The following is a 15,202-nucleotide window of genomic DNA, read 5'->3' as shown; positions in this document are numbered from 1 at the left end:
CTCGTTGCGTTATATGCAACGGTCGTTGCGATATCCGCCGACCCTGATCTAACATCAGGTTCAGAGCACCGGTCAACGACCCCCGCCGATCGAGAGGCACCGAGTGACCCTCCCGCCCGCCGTCTGCCTCGGCGAATCGATGGCCGTGCTGCTCCCGGAGAGCCCGGGGCCGCTGGAGCACGCCGAGGGCTTCCGCCGCGGCTTCGGCGGCGCCGAGTCCAACGTCGCCTGCGGCCTGGCCGCGCTCGGCGTGCCCGCCGCCTGGGTCAGCCGGGTCGGCGCCGACGGCTTCGGGCGCCATCTGGTCGAGCGGATCGCCGCGCACGGCGTGGACACCTCCGCCGTCACCGCCGACCCGGCCAGGCCGACCGGTCTGTACGTCAAGGAGACCGGCGCGGGCCTGGACCACCCGCACGACCTGGGCACCGGGCGCACCCGGATGCACTACTACCGGCGTGGCTCGGCCGCCTCCGCGATGGGCCCCGAGCTGCTGGCCGACCCCAAGGCCGCGCCGCTGCTGGCCGCCGCGCCGCTGATCCACCTGACCGGCATCACCCCGGCACTCTCGGACAGCTGCCACCGGCTGGTGCGCACCCTGCTCGGTGCGCCAGGCCGCACCGTCAGCTTCGACCTGAACTGGCGCCCCGCGCTCTGGGCCGGGCGGGACCGGCAGGCGCTGCGGTTCCTGATGAACGCCGCGACCATCGTGCTGCTCGGCGCCGACGAGGCCCGCGAGGTGCTCGGCACCGACGACCCGGCCGGGCTGCGCAAGCTGCTCCCCCGCCCCGGCGTGATCGTGCTCAAGGACGACGCGCACCGCTCCACCTCGATCGCCCAGGACGGCTCCACCATCGTCGAACCCGCCCTGCGGGTCTCGGTGGTGGAGCCGACCGGCGCGGGCGACGCCTTCGCTGCGGGCTACCTCGCGGGCACCCTGCGGGACCTGCCGGAGGGGCAGCGGCTGCGGCTCGGCCACCTGTCCGCCGCCGCCGCGCTGACCGTCCGGGGCGACCTCGGCGTACTCCCTGTCCCCGCCGTGGTCGACGCCCTGCTGACCGCCGACGAGGCGGCCTGGGCCGCCACCGAGGTCAGCCCCGACGGGTTCCGGACGGCCACGGCATGAGCAGCTCCACCGTCGCCCGTGCGATGCGCCTGCTCGCCGAACTGGGCGAGGGCGAACGCAGCCTTGAGCAGCTGGCCACCGTGCTGGACGTGCACAAGAGCACCGCGCTGCGGCTGCTCCGCCCGATGGAGGACGAGCGGATCGTCCAGCGCGACGCCGCCCACCGCTACCGGCTCGGGCCGCAGCTGTTCGCGCTGGCCGGTCAGGCGCTGGAGCAGCGCGGCGTCCGTACCGTCGCCGCCCCGCACCTGCGCGAGCTGAACGCGTCCACCGGCCAGACCGTGCACCTGGCGGCGTACGAGGGCGGCGAGGTGGTCTACATCGACAAGTACGACTCCCGGCACCCGGTCAGGATGTACTCGCGGATCGGGCTGCGGGCCGCCCTGCACAGCGCGGCGGTGGCCAAGGTGCTGCTGGCCGACCTGCCGCCGTCCGAGCGCCGGCAGATCGCCGAGGGGCTGGAGTACACCCCGTACACGGCGCACACGCTGACCACCCCGGCCGCGCTGCTGGCCGAGCTGGAGACCGTGGCGGCGCAGGGGTGGGCGCAGGACCACGCCGAGCACGAGTCGTTCATCAACTGCGTGGCCGCCCCGGTGCGGGACGCCACCGGCCGGGTGGTCGCGGCCGCCTCGGTCTCGGTGCCGGACGTGCTGCTGCCGTACGACCAGGTGCTGGCGCTGCTGCCGCAGCTCCGCGCCACCACCGCCGCGATCTCCGCCGACTGCGGCTGGACCACTCCCCTGACAGGACGGGACGCATGAAGACCGAAGTCCGTACCACCGACGCCCCCGCGCCCGCCTGGGTGTTCTCCCAGGGGGTCCGCAAGGGCCCGATCCTCCAGGTCTCCGGCCAGGGGCCGCAGGACCCGGCCACCTCGGAGTACCTCCACCCGGGTGACGTGAAGGCGCAGACGCTGCGCACCCTGGAGAACGTCCGGGCGGTGCTGGAGGCGGGCGGTGCCACGGTCGAGGACGTGGTGATGTTCCGGGTCTACCTGACCAAGCGCGCCGACTTCGCCGCGATGAACGAGGTCTACGGCGAGTTCATCGACAAGCACGTGCCGGGCGGCGTGAAGCCGTGCCGGACCACGATCTTCGTGGAGCTGCCGCACGAGGCGATGCTGGTGGAGATCGACGCCCAGGCCGTGATCGGCTGATCCTCCGTCAGCGGGGGCGCGGCGCCACGGGCGTGCGCCCCCGCTGACGCATGCTGGGAGCCATGCACGACTTCGACCTGCCCAGCACCTTCGTCGCCCTGTTCGCCGTGGTCGGACCGCCCAAGATCCTGCTGGCCTTCGCCCGACTGGCCCGGACCCGCTCGCACGGGGAACTGGTCAGGCTGACCCTGGTGGCCACCGGGCTGGCGGCACTGGTCGGGGTCGTGGTCGAGTACTCGGCACCCTTCCTCACCACGTTCTTCCACATCGACGACTGGTCGCTGCAGCTGGCCGGCGGGGTGATCTTCTTCATCTACGCCGTCGCGCTGGTGCTCGGGATCCACCTCGGCGGCTCCTCCGACGACGGCGACCAGTTCACCAGCCCGCTGCTGGAGGGCGTCCGGGAGCTGCTGCTCCCCTACATCGCCAGCCCGCTCGCGATGACCGCGCTGATGGTCGGGGCGCTGGAGCGGGAGAACTGGGGCTGGCGGACCACGCTGGCCGGCGCCTACGTCGCGGTGGTGGCGATCAACTGCGTCTGCGTCCTGGTGCTCTCCCGGCCCCTGCGGCGCAGTCACCGGACCGTGCTGGAGGTGATGTCGCGACTGCTCGGCCTGCTGCTCGCCGCAGTGGGCGTGGAGCTGTTCATCACGGGCCTCGGCGAGCTCGCCAGGCAGGGTCTGTACTGACCCGCCGTCAGGGCAGTTGGACCGGCCGCCAGGGCACCGGGCTGGAGAGGATCATCGAGCTGGACGGCTGGCCGTACCCCGCCAGCCGGTCGATCAGCTGCTCGAACTCGGCCATCCCGGCGACCGCCACCAGCAGCGCGCAGCAGGCCCCGCCGGTGACCCGGTGCAGCTGCAGCACCTCGGGCCAGCCAGCCACCTCGGGATCGCGCAGCACGCAGCGCGGCCCGTAGCACTGGATCTGCACCAGGGCGGTGACCTTCAGCCCGGCCCGGTCCAGGTCGACGTGGGCGTGGTAGCCGCTGATCACCCCGTCCGACTCCAGCCTCCGGACCCGCTCGGCCACGGCCGGCGGGGAGAGCCTGACCCGGCGGGACAGCTCGTTGTAGGAGAGCCTGGCATCACCTTGGAGTTCGGCCAGCAGCTGTCGGTCCACGGCGTCCATGGCGGTCCTTTCCGTTCGGCAGGCGAAGCCGGAAAAGACCTTCCGTCCGAAAGGCCGACCGGCCGATCCCGCATCCGTCACCCATTCAATCCGGCGGCCCACCCGCCGCACAATGGGGGCCGCCCGAAGGCGGGTGGTGAGCACAGGAGGAACCATGCCGGGTCAGTCCGAGGTCAGTACGCCCAAACTCAGTTTCGGCCCCGCCGACGAGCCCGAGGTCGGCACGCCCTACGCCAAGTACGTCCGGCTGGACATACTGCACAGCCTCCAGCAGCCGCGCAGCAAGGTGGACGCCGAGCTGTCGTTCATCATCAGCACCCAGGTGATGGAGCTGCTGTTCGACCTGCTGCGGCACGACTGGACGACCGCCCAGCACGCCCTGCGCGAGGACGACCTGACCTCCGCCCTGGCCGCCCTGCGGCGCGGGCAGCACACCCAGGACGTGCTGGTCAGCTCCTGGGACCTGCTGGCCACCATGACCCCGCTGGAGTTCAATGCCTTCCGTCCGGTGCTCGGCGAGGCCAGCGGCTTCCAGTCCTCGGCCTTCCTGCGGCTGGAGTTCCTGCTCGGCAACAAGAGCGAGCGGCTGCTGACGATGTACCAGGGCGTGCCCGCCGTCCACGCCGAGCTGACCGCCGCGCTGGAGACCCCGAGCCTGTACGACGAGGTGCTGGCGCTGCTCTCCCGGCGCGGGCTGACCGTGGACGTGACCGGCGGTCCGGCCCGCTACCGGCCCACCGAGCAGGTCGAGGCGGCCTGGCGGCAGGTCTACACCGACCCGGCGCTGGCCGATCTGGCCCGGCTCGGCGAATCGCTGCTGGACACCGCCGAGCGGGTGACCCGGTGGCGCCAGCGGCACTACTCCGCCGTGAAGCGCTCGATGGGCGCCAAGCCGGGCACCGGCGGCTCCAGCGGGCTGAGCTGGCTCAAGGAGTCGGCCGACCAGGACGTCTTCCCCGAGCTCTGGACCGTGAGGAACTCCCTGTGACCCCCGTGACGCCCGCCGTGCCCCGCACCCGCGAGAAGTGCGCCGCACTCGACGCCGCCGACCCGCTGGCACCCTTCCGGGCCGAGTTCGTGCTGCCCGAGGGGCAGGTCTACCTGGACGGGAACTCGCTCGGCGTGCTGCCGGCCCGGACCCCCGAACGGGTCCGGCGGCTGGTCGAGGAGGAGTGGGGGCAGCAGCTGATCCGCAGCTGGAACGACGCGGGCTGGTTCGCCAAGCCGCACACCCTCGGCGCCCGGGTGGCGCCGCTGCTCGGTGCCGCCGCCGGGCAGGTGGTGGTCTGCGACACCACCTCGGTCAACCTGTTCAAGGTGCTGGCCGCCGCCCTCGGGCTGCGTCCGGGCCGGTCCACCGTGCTGGCCGAGCGGGCCGCCTTCCCGACCGACCTGTACATCGCCGAGGGCGTCACCTCGTTGGCTGCGGGCGGGGCGCGTACCGAACTGCTGGACTCCGCCGACCAGTTGGCCGACCGGCTCGGTCCTGACACCGCCGTCGTGCTGCTCTCGCTGGTGGACTACCGCACCGGCGAGCTGCTGGACCTGCCCGCCATCACCCGTCAGGTCCAGGCGGCCGGGGCGCTGATGGTCTGGGACGTCTGCCACGCGGTCGGCGCGCTGCCGATCGAGCTGGACGCGAACGGCGTCGACTTCGCGGTCGGCTGCACCTACAAGTACCTGAACGCCGGGCCCGGTTCACCCGCCTTCCTGTACGTGGCGGAGCGTCACCTCGCTGAGACCGAGCAGCCGCTCAGCGGGTGGTTCGGCCACGCCCGACCGTTCGACTTCGAGCCCGGCTACCGGCCGGTCGGGGGCATCGGCCGGTTCCTCACCAGTTCGCCGTCGCTGCTCGGGCAGGCCGCGCTGGAGTCCAGCCTGGAGATCTGGGAGCAGGCGGACCTGGCCGTGGTGCGGGCAAAGAGCCTGGCGCTGACCGAGCTGTTCATCCAACTGGTCGAGCCACTGGCCAAGTACGGCGTCGAGGTGGTCACGCCGCGCGAGCCGGGCCGGCGCGGCAGTCAGGTCGCGCTGCGGCACCCGGACGGCTACCCGGTGGTGCAGGCGCTGATCGCACGCGGGGTGGTCGGCGACTTCCGGGCCCCGGACCTGATGCGGTTCGGCTTCACCCCCCTCTACCTCTCGTACACGGAAGTCTGGGACGCCGCGCAGCAGTTGGCCGAGGTTCTGGAGTCCGAGGAGTGGCGCGAGGAGCGCTTCGGGCGGCGCGGCGAGGTCACCTGAACGCGTCCGGCAGCGTGTCGAGGTCGACCGGGTGGCCGGGCGGGACGTGGTGCCGCTCGGCCACCTCGACGATCCGGGCGGCGATCCGGTGCACGGCCAGTTCGTACTGCTGCTGCGGCAGGCCGAACAGGCCCAGTCGGGCGTAGTCGTCCCCATACTGCTGATCGCGGTAGTCCAACTGCTGAGCGCTGAGGGGCAGTTCCAGGTGGTCGACCGGCCGGCCGAAGACCGGGACGAAACCCCGGGGCAGCTCGGTACGGCGGGCGAAGACGGCCCACTCCCGGCCGCAGCGGGCGCTACGGAAGTACTCCCGTTCGTACAGCGGGACGAACACCTCGCAGCGGGCCACCGCGCCCGGCTGCCGGGTCGCCACCGCCAGGTCGGTCAACTGCCAGACCTCCTCGCCGAGATCGGCGACGAACCGGTCCACGGCGGGGTCCTCTCCCGGTGCCCGGCCCAGGTAGCAGTAGCGCTGGCCGGCCGGGTTCCGCGTGAACAGCATCGGCTCGGGCAGCTCGACCTCCAGCCGGACGCCCGGGTCGGCGCGCTCGGCCAGCTCTCGCGCGAAGTCCCGCAGGTCCAGCTCCGGCGGGCCGCCGAACCGGCCGGTCCTGAGCACCTCGTTGCAGAGCGAGGCCAGTGAACGGTCGGAGCGCCGACGGATCATCACCACCTTCGGATGAGGTAGTTCCGGCGGGATCCCGTCCACCTGATCGACCATCAGGACCAGACCGTGCCGACGTCCGAACGGCCCGGCCAGCACTCTCCCGATCTCCGGCGGGGCGATTCCCGACAGGTAGACCAGCAGGATGCTGTCCGTCTCCTGGGCCGCCCGGTGCAGCGCGATCCGGAAGTCCTCCACCGCGTCCAGCCCGAGCCAGATCCGCTCGGGGCGCATGCCCACCTGGTCCGGATTGCCCAGGGCCGTGACCAGCTCGCGGAGGTGCTCCGCCTCGACGGCGTCCGCGTTCGGCGCGAACAGCACCGCGCGGGCGCCGCGTGGCCCTATCCGGGCGGTCCCGGCTGCGGCCGGCTCCCGGAGTCCGACGATGCCCAGGGCCGCAGGGCTCACCAGGGCGAACGGGCGGGTCTCGGCGGTGAGCGGGGCGCCCTCGGTGTCGGTGGCCGCGATCGCGGCCAGCTCGTCAGGCACCAGCCCCGCCCGGGCGGCGATCTGCTCACCGACCCGGATCAGCAGGCCGACCGCCTGGTGGGTGACCGATCTGGGCAGCGTGTGGACCAGTAACTCCCGCACTCCCGGTCGAAAGTCGAACCGGTCCTGGTGCCCTGGACGTTCGGTCAGCAGCCCGCTCACCACCAGCTCGGCCAGCTGCTGCGGCCGGGGCCGGGCGAACGCGGCCCGTTGCAGCAGCCGCAGCACCGGCAGCGCAGGCGTGGTGAGCGCGGCCAGCCCGGCCAGCGTGTACGCCTCCCGGGAGGCGACCGCACGGAACCGGCGAACCAGCTCCTCGGCGTCCTGCCCGGCCGGACCGACCGCTGCGGTCCCCTCGACGCCGACGGGCGCCGGACCGATCCGCAGCGCCGCGCCAACCACCTCCGTACCGCCCCAGGTGCCCACCAGGGTGGCCCAGTTCGCCATCCAGGCCGGATCGGCCTCCAGCACCGGCAGCACCGGCCCGGGGCAGGCCGGGCGGTCCAGCGGCCGGAAGCCGTACCCGGAGTTGGCCACCCCGGCCTCCGGCGCGCCGAGCACCCCGGGCACGGCGGGCAGCGCGGTCAGCGGCCAGAGCCGCTCGGGCAGCGGCTGGACCACCGCCACCGGGCCGCGCCGCAGCAGCGCACCCAGCGTCCGGTACCACCGGTCGCCCGCCGGGCCAGGGCGCCACTGCGGGCCCATGCCGTCGCTGAGCACCAGGGTGACCACCCGAGGTCCCGGCTGCGCCCCGGTCAGGGTGCCGTCGGCGGTCAGCCGGGCCGAGCCGACCTGGCGGAACGCGGCGGTCTGCCGCAGCAGCAGGGCGAGTTCGCGGGCCAAGGGGCGCCAGATCGCCATGGTCGGGCCGCAGTCCAGCACCAGTCGCAGGCTCAGCCAGCGCTCGGCGCCGGGCCGCAGCACCGGGAGCCAGTGCACCGGGCCCGAGCCGCGCAGTGCCTCGGCCAGCCGGTGGGCGGTGGCGTCCTCGTCCAGCAACGTCCGGTGAGGGTCGGGGACCCGGCGCTTGAGCGGGCGCAGCGCCCGCTGGAGGTCCAGCGGGCGGGCCAGCATCGGCACGCTGGGGGTGGCCACCGTACCGGCGGCGGCTGTGCCGTCGGCCAGGTCGGCGGCCGGCAGGTGCAGCGGCAGCAGCGGGCCGGCCGGCTCGGCCGCGGCCGCCGGTGACGGGTCGTCGGGCCCGGGGGCACCGGGCTCGGCCCGGCCGACGGGGCCGTCGGCGGGCGCACCGTCCGGGGCGCTCCCGCTGCGGGCCGCCAGCCAGAGCAGCTCGGCGAGCTCCACCGGGTCCGGCTCGGGGCGGCCGAGGCCGGTGAGCAGGGCGGCGAGCCGGTCCATGGCTCCCCGCCGCTCAGAACTCATCGTCGTCCCGGCCTCTGCTCAGATAGGGCATCACCCGGGCTGCCAGCGCCGCCCGGTCGGCCTGGTCGGCGAGCTCGGGCCTGGCGGTCAGGTAGATCGCGTTCAGCAGCTGGTCGGTGGCCAACTCGCCCTCCGCACGCCGGTCCAGGAAGACCTGGAGGATCTCCGCCACCAGGGCGTGGTCCGCCGCCGGGAGGTGCGAGCGGACGATCTCCTCCAGCTCACCGCCCTCGGGTCGGCGCAACTCCAGCACCACACAGCGGCGCAGGAAGGCGGCCGGGAACTCCCGCTCGGCGTTGCTGGTCAGCACGGTGAACGGGAACGCCCGGCAGCGCACCCGCCCGCCGCGCACCGGCGCCCGGCTCAGCCCGTCCGCGGTGAGCACCTGGGCTTCCGGCAACTGCGGTGCGGCACGGACCAGTTCGTCGATCTCGTACCGGCCGTCCTCCAGTACGTGCAGCAGATCGTTGGGCAGGTCCAGGTCGCCCTTGTCGATCTCGTCGATCAGCAGCACCCGGGGCCGCCGGTACGGGAGCAGGGCGGTGCCCAGCGGGCCGAGCCGCAGGTGCTCCTCAAGCCCCGCACCCGCGCCGTCGGGGCCGGCCTGGTTGGCGGCGTAGAGCCGGGACAGCGGGTCGTACTGGTAGAGGCCGTCGCGCAGCGTGCTGCGGCTGGTGACGTTCCAGCGGAGCACCGGGCCGAGGCCCAACTCGCGCGCCACCGCGTACGGGAGGCTCGACTTCCCGCTGCCAGGGGGACCGGTCACCAGCAGCGGGCGGCGCAGGTGGAGGGCGGCGTTGACCAGCTCCACGGTCTCCGGGGTGGGCCGGAAGGTGGCGGCCCGGTGGCCGGCTGAGGCGGCGCCCGGATCGGCCTCGGCCTCGGGGGTGGGCAGTGCGGGGCCGCCGTCGAAGGCGCGCCAGGGCGGCGGCGCGGGGAGGTCGGCCAGGCCGTCGTGGGGCTGTTCGGCGCCCCGGTAGATCCGTTGCAGCGGCATCGTGTCGACTCTCCTGCTACTGATCCGCGCCGAGGCGGGGCTGACGGGTGGTCGGGACGACCGGGTACGGTCGGTGCGGGCTGGGCAGCAGCTGCGGGTCCTCCCAGAGCAAAACCAGGCCGGCCGCCCAGTGCCCGGCCGGGTCTCCGCTCTCCTCCGCCTGGTGGCGCAACTCCTGGATCCGCGAAGGCAGTTCTCCTGGTGGAGTGCCGGCCAGTTCCCCTGCCAGTCTGGCAGTGAACCGGCTGCCTCGGCAGCTCCGTCCGGGGTGGTGCCGTTCACCGCAGGTCCACTCCGGCCAGATCACCGCGTGCGCCCCGGCGCTCAGCGCCGCGTCCAACAGCGGGCCGTAGGCCCGGCCCTTCGGCAGACCGGGCAGAGCGGGCAGGTGCGGGCGTTCGACCGGCCCGAGCAGATGGTAGAGCGCCCGGGGCTCGCCGGGTTCGGCGCAGTCCACCGGGTGCACCAGGGTGTGCCACTCGGTCCGCCGCAGCGCCCAGTTCATCTCCAGCCTGCGGCGGTCCACCGCGCTGTCCCGACGCTGGCGGTCCACCACCACCACGGCGTGGTCGGCGCCGAGCGGGCCGAAGGAGCGCTTGCCGGTCCAGCCGTGCACCGGCACGGTGAGCAGGGTGCGCGGCAGCACGAAGACGATCAACTCGGTACCGTCCGCCGCCAGCAGGCCGAGCTGCCGGTCGATCTCGGCCAGCACCTCGGCCTGCAGCGCCGACCGGCCCAGCGTCCGCAGCCGGGGCGGCCCGTACTGCCTGCCGTGCACCGTGCGGACGCCGACGGTGAACCTGCCCCGGCCCGCGCCGCTGTGGCCGATCTCGACCAGGATCGGCCGCCACCGCTCCCCCGCCCGGCCGTCCCCGGCGGCACCGGCCGCCAGCCGGTCCAGCCGCTCGCGCTGCGCCGGATCGGTGGCCGAGGCGGCCAGCAGCCCGGCGAACTCGCGGACCGGGTGGTGCGGGGTGCCGGGCGCGTCGGTGACCTCGGAGAGCAGGTACCAGCAGGTCTCCCAGAGCGTGGCGGGCCGGGTCGGCGGGTCCAGCAGGCCCTGCGCCGCGGTGGCCGCCCGGTACAGCTCCAGCGGGTCGGCCACCGGCCCGGCGGCCGCCACCAGGGCGCGCAACTCCCGTACCTGGTCAGGCGGGAGGGCCGCACCGGGGATCAGGTCGGCCAGCTCGGGAACGTACCGGGCCAGCGCCCCGGCGGGCAGCATCTGGCCGAGCCGGACGGCGGGACGGAGCCTGCCGTCCGGGCCGGGCACCGGTGGACGGTCCAGGGTGTCCTGGGCCGCCGTCACGATGCCGACCAGTTCACCGCTGTCCGAGTCCACCACCGGGCCGCCGCTGAAACCGGGCGACAGAGGCATGCCGTGGCTGTCGTGCTCCAGCTGCACCAGCTCGCCGCCGATCAGCATGCCGCCCCGGGTCGGCCGGATCTCGCTGCTCCGGCCCGCGTCGTGGTCGAGCGGGAAGCCGTGCGCGGTCAGGCCGGGGTAGGGCGGCCGGTCCCAGTGGTGCAGCGGGGCGAACTCCGCCGGCCTGGCCACCCGCCGGGGCACCGGCTCGGCGAGTTCGAGCACGGCGACGTCCCCGGTGCCGTCCCGGCCGTGCCGCCCGCTCGGCCAGGGGCCCCGGCGCAGCACGGTGGCGGACAGGTCAGGGTGGTCCGGGCGGTTCACCAGCCGGACTTCGGCGGTGGCGCGGCCGTGCACCACGTGGGCGCAGGTCAGCACCAGCCGGTCGGTGACCAGCACCCCCGCGCCGACGGTCGGGTCGGGCCCGCCGCCGCTGATCCGGGCCAGCCAGTACGGGTTCGCCATCGGGCGGACTCAGGCCTGCCGTCCCGGTGCCCAGCTGAGTCTGACGGTGAGATGCGCCTCGGCGGCGGTCCGCGCGATCAGCGCGCCTGCCTCGGCGGTGAGTTTCACCCCGAACTCGATCTCCACCTGGTCCGGCTTCAGACTGCCGTCCCGGAAGACCGCGAGCGCCGAACCGGCGGCCGCCCGCACCCCGGCCAACGCCTGCTCGAAGGTCTCACCGGCCCGCTCGACCCCGGCGGCGGCCGCACCCCGGCCGACCGGCCGCATCCCGTACCCGTCCGGGTCCGCGGACGGCTGCTGCCGCTCGACCCGGACCACCGCACCGTCGGCGGTCACGAACTCCGTGTACTCCGACAAGACTTCCCCCACCGAGCGTTGGGCCTGGTCACTGTACGAACGTCCCGAGATCGTCGCACAGCACGGCCCCTCCGCGCACCGGTACCGACCGAACGGTTCCCGTCACTCGCCGGACGTGACGGCACGTCAGACCGTACAGTCCTGGTATGGATGTGGACATCGCTGCGGACCTCGGCCCGCTCCAGCCCGACCTGCCCTCGACCCTGGTCGGCCTCGCACTGCTCGCCGTGATCCTGGTGGTGCTCGGGCGGGTGCTGTTCCCGCGCCTGGAGCGCACGCTGGCCGAGCGGCACGAGGCCATCGAGGGTCGGCTCGAACACGCCGAGGAGCTCCGGGCTGAGGCGCGGGAGACCTACGCCGAGTACCGCCAGGTGCTCAACGAGGCGCACCACGAGGCCGCCCGGATCCGCCAGGAAGCGGCCGAGGAGGGCGCCGCCCTGGTCGCGGCGGCCCGGGCCGAGGGCCTGGCCGAGCGGGAGGGCCTGGTCGCGGCGGGCCGGAGCGCGCTGTCGGTCGACCGCGAGCTGGCCGAGCTCGAACTCCGCGCCGATGTCGGCATGCTGGCCGTCGAGCTGGCCGGCCGGGTGGTCGGCGAACCGCTCGGCGAGTTCGCCGACCGGCGGGACAGCGTGGGCCGGTTCTTCTCCGAGCACTGAGCCTCACGCACCTGCCTGCGCCTGGCGCCTGGTGTCAGCCGTGGCGGCCCCGGCGGCGGGCGACCCAGAACGCGACCCCGCCCGTGACGACCAGCCCGCCGGCCGCCAGCCCGAGCGGGGCGGCCGATCCGGCACCCGTGGCCGGGAGTTGAGAGTCGCCGCTGCTGCTCATCGAAGCGGAGCTGACCGGCCGAGCGCTGGAGCTCACCGGCGCGGGGGTGCTGCTGCTGGGCGCCGGGGTGCTCTCGGACGGACTGGCGCTCGGGGTGCTCTTCGAGGGACTGGGGCTCGGGCTGGGACTGGGGGTCGGCGTCGTGCTGTCCGAAGGGCTCGGGCTGGGTGTGGTGCACTCCGGCAGGTCCCCGTCGAACGGGTAGTTGTGTACCTCGGTCCCGGCGCTGCCGAGCTGGACCAGGTTGCCCGCCAGGTAGACCCGGCCGTTGAAGCCCGGCGTACTGATGGTGGTGGTCCCGGCCGGGTTGGCGGCCATCATCGAGCCCTGGAACTGGGCGCCGCCCATGATGGTCGCGGTGGTCGCGTTCGGGAAGTTCCACATCAGCCGGGAGCGCAGCTCGGTGAACGGGTCACCGGCCAGGCCCGTACCGGTGTTGGTGTTGATGACCGGTGCGGTGCCGAGCATGTTGATCACCACGGTCGCCCCGGCCGGGACGCCCGTGATGGTCAGGTCGGCCGCCCTGGTCGACGACCCGATGTTGCCGGGCACGTTGAAGATCTGCCGGGCGCTGGTGCCGTCGCCGGTGAAGGTCACCTGGTTGCCCGAGACAGTCACGGTGCCGTTGGCGGTCGCGGTGCCCGCACAGGTGGAGAGCTTACCGATCTGGGCCGGCAGGTTGGCGTACTGGTTCCTGGCGTTGGCGTCCTTGACCGCCTGCCCGGCCGGGGTGATGTTCACCGTCCCGGTCAGAGTGCCGCCGTACCGCAGGTTGCCGTAGGCCAGGGTGCCGAAGGTGTTGGCGGCGCCGCCGACCTCCACGGTGTTGGTCGGCTGCACGGTGACGTTGCCGCCGACGGTGACGAAGTCCGTGCCGTCCGGCGGCACGACGCGTGAACCGACGCCGGCCACGGCCATGTTGAACAGTCCGCCGCCGGTCTTGTCCACCGTCAGATCGCCGAGCGTGACCACCTTGCCCTCGACCTCGGCCGCCCGCCCCTGCACCGTGTAGTTACCGCCGACGAAGACGTTGATGGTGGCGTCCCGGCCGGAGACGTTCCCGTTGTGCGGCGGGAGCCAGGTGGCCGGGCAGTCCGGCCCGCTGCACGGTCCGAGCGGCGGCGAGAGCGGCGCAGCGGTCACCCACACGCTCAGCGTCGCCACCGGCAGCACTGCGGCTGCCGCCACCAGGGCCAGCCGTCGACCCACGGGCGAACGCTGCGAGGCCGGTCGGACCGGGAGGTGACGCACGTGACTGCTCCGATCGCCTGTGCTCCCGCCGGAACGGCGGCTCGACCGGGCCATTCAATGCCCCCGTTTCGTCCCGGCTTCTCCCGCCACGCTGATGGGCTCCGCCACGTCCACCGGACGGCCGCCCGGGACAGCCTCTGGGGTGCCCACCCGCCCGGTGGGACTGCGCCACCCGGGTGTTAGGTTCTGAACCGATCGGTCTCCGGAAGGAACTCCCCCATGGCCAAGCTGCTGCTGAGCCTGCACGTGCTGGCCTCGGTGCTGTTCGTCGGCCCGGTGGCCGTCGCGGTGAGCATGTTCCCGCGCCGGGCGCGGGCCGCGCTGGCCGAAGGCCCCGAGCAGCTCCAGGCCGCCGCCTCCGTCCGGCTGCTGCACCGGATCACCCAGGTGTACGCGCTGCTCGGCCTGGCCGTCCCGCTGCTGGGCGTCGGCACAGCCCAGGTGATGGACGTGATGGGCGACCCCTGGCTGATCACCTCGATCGTGCTGACCACCGTCGCGGCCGGCCTGATGCTGCTCTTCGTGGTCCCCGGCCAGCAGGCCACCATCGACTCCCTGGACGCTCCCGCCGACCCCGAGGAGCGGACACGTGCCGACAAGGGCCTGCGGCTGCTGCCGATGACCGCCGGGATGTTCAACCTGCTGTGGGCCGTGGTCGTCGTCCTGATGGTGGTCCGCCCAGGTTCGACGACGGGCGCCTGACCTCCTGACGGAGGATCACCCCGGCCCGCTTCACCGCCCGCGCCACGATCGCGGTCTCGGCCCGCTGCACCCCCAACGGCCCGAGCGTCCCGGTGGTGAACCGGTAGAGCCCGTCGTGGTCCGGGCAGAACACGGTGGCCATCAGGTTCGCCGGACCGCTGGTCGCCAGCACGCCGTGCACCTGCGGGTGCGCCGCCAGCGCCTCGCCCACCTGGGCCAGCCGCCCGGGCGGGACGTCCAGCCAGAGATTGGCGTCCACCGTCATCCCGAGCAGCCGGGGGTCCACCGTGGCGTGGGTGCGCAGCAGACCGCCCGCCGCCAGCCGGTGCAGCCGCCGCCGGACCGTCGACTCCGGTGTCCCGGCCGCGACGGCGAGCGCCGCGTGCGACTGCCGGGCGTCCTGGGCGAGCAGGTCCAGCAGGACGCGGTCCAGCGCGTCGACGGACGGCGGCGGCGTGCTCGGTGGTACGGGCCGCAGCGCGGCCGCCTCCTCCGCCGTGAGCCAACCCGCCTGCCAGTGCCCGGCGTCGGCGAACACGTGCAGCACCGCGTGCACCTCCGTCTCCAGCACCGCGCCGGTGGCGGGAAGTCGGCTGTGCAGCAGGTGGTCGCGAGAGCCGGGGTCCGCCAACATCACGGCGCTGATCTCCTGACCGCCCGTCATCACGTCCACGAACGGGATGTCGGGGCGGGCCGCCAGCGCATGCGCGATCGTCTCCGCCTTGCCGCGCAGCACCTTGATCCGCAGCAGCAGCGCGCCGACCGCCTCGTCCTCAGCCGTGGCCATCCGCACCACCCGGACCGCCGCACCCTCCTGCAGTCGGGTCAGCCGCCGGGTCACCGTGCGGGCGGAGACCCCGAGCACCTCGGCGATCCGGCCGGGCTCGGCCCGGCCGTCCACCTGGAGGGCGCAGACGATGCGGCGGTCAAGCGTGTCCAGATCCGCTGCTTCCATGCCTGTCCTGTCCGATCTCCGCCATTACGACGCCTCCGGGCATCCCGTTCCGGCGCACCACGGTACCTCTGTCTCCGTACCCATCGAG

Annotated in this window: 15 protein-coding genes; 8 read left to right on the top strand and 7 right to left on the bottom strand. The window is 73.8% G+C overall.

Translation table 11 applies throughout. The features are described from left to right. Positions 1 to 103: 103 nt before the first annotated feature. The 4 genes from ACKUU6_RS23155 to ACKUU6_RS23140 all read left to right on the top strand — a co-directional run bounded on the left by ACKUU6_RS23155 (position 104) and on the right by ACKUU6_RS23140 (position 2,971). Positions 104 to 1,123, top strand: coding sequence for a sugar kinase (locus tag ACKUU6_RS23155; protein ID WP_407990475.1), 1,020 nt, complete (start codon positions 104 to 106; stop codon positions 1,121 to 1,123). Further along, complete coding sequence (locus ACKUU6_RS23150) at positions 1,120 to 1,887, top strand: IclR family transcriptional regulator (protein WP_407990474.1); 768 nt, start codon at positions 1,120 to 1,122, stop codon at positions 1,885 to 1,887. Before ACKUU6_RS23155 ends, ACKUU6_RS23150 begins: the two co-directional genes overlap by 4 nt. Then, positions 1,884 to 2,282, top strand: a complete 399-nt coding sequence (locus ACKUU6_RS23145) for a RidA family protein (protein ID WP_407990473.1) — start codon at positions 1,884 to 1,886, stop codon at positions 2,280 to 2,282. Before ACKUU6_RS23150 ends, ACKUU6_RS23145 begins: the two co-directional genes overlap by 4 nt. 62 nt (positions 2,283 to 2,344) lie before the next feature. Further along, complete coding sequence (locus ACKUU6_RS23140; RefSeq protein WP_407990472.1) at positions 2,345 to 2,971, top strand: MarC family protein; 627 nt, start codon at positions 2,345 to 2,347, stop codon at positions 2,969 to 2,971. Positions 2,972 to 2,978: 7 nt separating this feature from the next. Here ACKUU6_RS23140 and ACKUU6_RS23135 read toward each other — a convergent pair whose 3' ends face one another. Further along, positions 2,979 to 3,413, bottom strand: a complete 435-nt coding sequence (locus ACKUU6_RS23135; protein ID WP_407990471.1) for an Lrp/AsnC family transcriptional regulator — start codon at positions 3,411 to 3,413, stop codon at positions 2,979 to 2,981. A gap of 154 nt (positions 3,414 to 3,567) precedes the next feature. Between ACKUU6_RS23135 and ACKUU6_RS23130 the strand changes: the two genes are divergently transcribed. Together ACKUU6_RS23130 and kynU are read left to right on the top strand one after the other, a co-directional pair. After that, the gene (locus tag ACKUU6_RS23130; RefSeq protein ID WP_407990470.1) at positions 3,568 to 4,401 is read left to right on the top strand and encodes a tryptophan 2,3-dioxygenase; all 834 of its coding nucleotides are present in this window, start codon (positions 3,568 to 3,570) and stop codon (positions 4,399 to 4,401) included. Further along, entirely contained in the window at positions 4,398 to 5,657 is a 1,260-nt protein-coding gene (gene kynU, locus ACKUU6_RS23125) for a kynureninase (RefSeq protein ID WP_407990469.1), read from the top strand. The genes ACKUU6_RS23130 and kynU overlap by 4 nt, the downstream gene beginning before the upstream one ends. Here kynU and ACKUU6_RS23120 read toward each other — a convergent pair. From ACKUU6_RS23120 to ACKUU6_RS23105, 4 genes are read right to left on the bottom strand one after another with little or no spacing between them, the layout of a single operon-like run. Continuing rightward, a complete protein-coding gene (locus ACKUU6_RS23120) occupies positions 5,650 to 8,169 on the bottom strand; it encodes an SAV_2336 N-terminal domain-related protein (protein WP_407990468.1) in 2,520 nt (839 codons plus the stop codon). The genes kynU and ACKUU6_RS23120 overlap by 8 nt on opposite strands. Before the next feature lie 13 nt (positions 8,170 to 8,182). Beyond that, positions 8,183 to 9,190 carry an AAA family ATPase gene (locus ACKUU6_RS23115; RefSeq protein ID WP_407990467.1) on the bottom strand — a complete coding sequence of 336 codons (1,008 nt, stop codon included), beginning with the start codon at positions 9,188 to 9,190 and terminating at the stop codon, positions 8,183 to 8,185. A gap of 16 nt (positions 9,191 to 9,206) precedes the next feature. Then, positions 9,207 to 11,021 (bottom strand): trypsin-like peptidase domain-containing protein, encoded by a 1,815-nt coding sequence (locus ACKUU6_RS23110; RefSeq protein ID WP_407990466.1) that lies wholly within the window; start codon positions 11,019 to 11,021, stop codon positions 9,207 to 9,209. Between the two features lie 9 nt (positions 11,022 to 11,030). Continuing rightward, positions 11,031 to 11,378: a CU044_2847 family protein gene (locus tag ACKUU6_RS23105; RefSeq protein ID WP_407990465.1), complete on the bottom strand. Its 348-nt coding sequence runs from the start codon at positions 11,376 to 11,378 to the stop codon at positions 11,031 to 11,033. Between the two features lie 146 nt (positions 11,379 to 11,524). On the opposite strand from ACKUU6_RS23105, the gene ACKUU6_RS23100 reads away from it, so the two are divergent. Then, positions 11,525 to 12,034 (top strand): ATP synthase F0 subunit B, encoded by a 510-nt coding sequence (locus ACKUU6_RS23100; protein ID WP_407990464.1) that lies wholly within the window; start codon positions 11,525 to 11,527, stop codon positions 12,032 to 12,034. Between the two features lie 34 nt (positions 12,035 to 12,068). On the opposite strand, the gene ACKUU6_RS23095 is transcribed toward ACKUU6_RS23100, so the two are convergent. Further along, positions 12,069 to 13,415, bottom strand: a complete 1,347-nt coding sequence (locus ACKUU6_RS23095) for a choice-of-anchor A family protein (RefSeq protein WP_407990463.1) — start codon at positions 13,413 to 13,415, stop codon at positions 12,069 to 12,071. 261 nt (positions 13,416 to 13,676) lie between these two features. Here ACKUU6_RS23095 and ACKUU6_RS23090 point away from each other — a divergent pair, with 261 nt between their 5' ends. Further along, positions 13,677 to 14,159, top strand: coding sequence for a DUF2269 family protein (locus tag ACKUU6_RS23090; protein WP_407990462.1), 483 nt, complete (start codon positions 13,677 to 13,679; stop codon positions 14,157 to 14,159). Here ACKUU6_RS23090 and ACKUU6_RS23085 read toward each other — a convergent pair. After that, on the bottom strand, positions 14,092 to 15,114 hold the full coding sequence (locus tag ACKUU6_RS23085) for an Lrp/AsnC family transcriptional regulator (RefSeq protein ID WP_407990461.1): 1,023 nt from the start codon (positions 15,112 to 15,114) through the stop codon (positions 14,092 to 14,094). The genes ACKUU6_RS23090 and ACKUU6_RS23085 overlap by 68 nt on opposite strands. Positions 15,115 to 15,202 lie beyond the last annotated feature (88 nt).

Source organism: Kitasatospora sp. CMC57 (assembly GCF_045866025.2).
GTDB lineage: Bacteria > Actinomycetota > Actinomycetes > Streptomycetales > Streptomycetaceae > Kitasatospora.
Note: the sequence above shows the minus strand (reverse complement) of the source record. Positions and strands in the feature narration are given on the sequence as shown.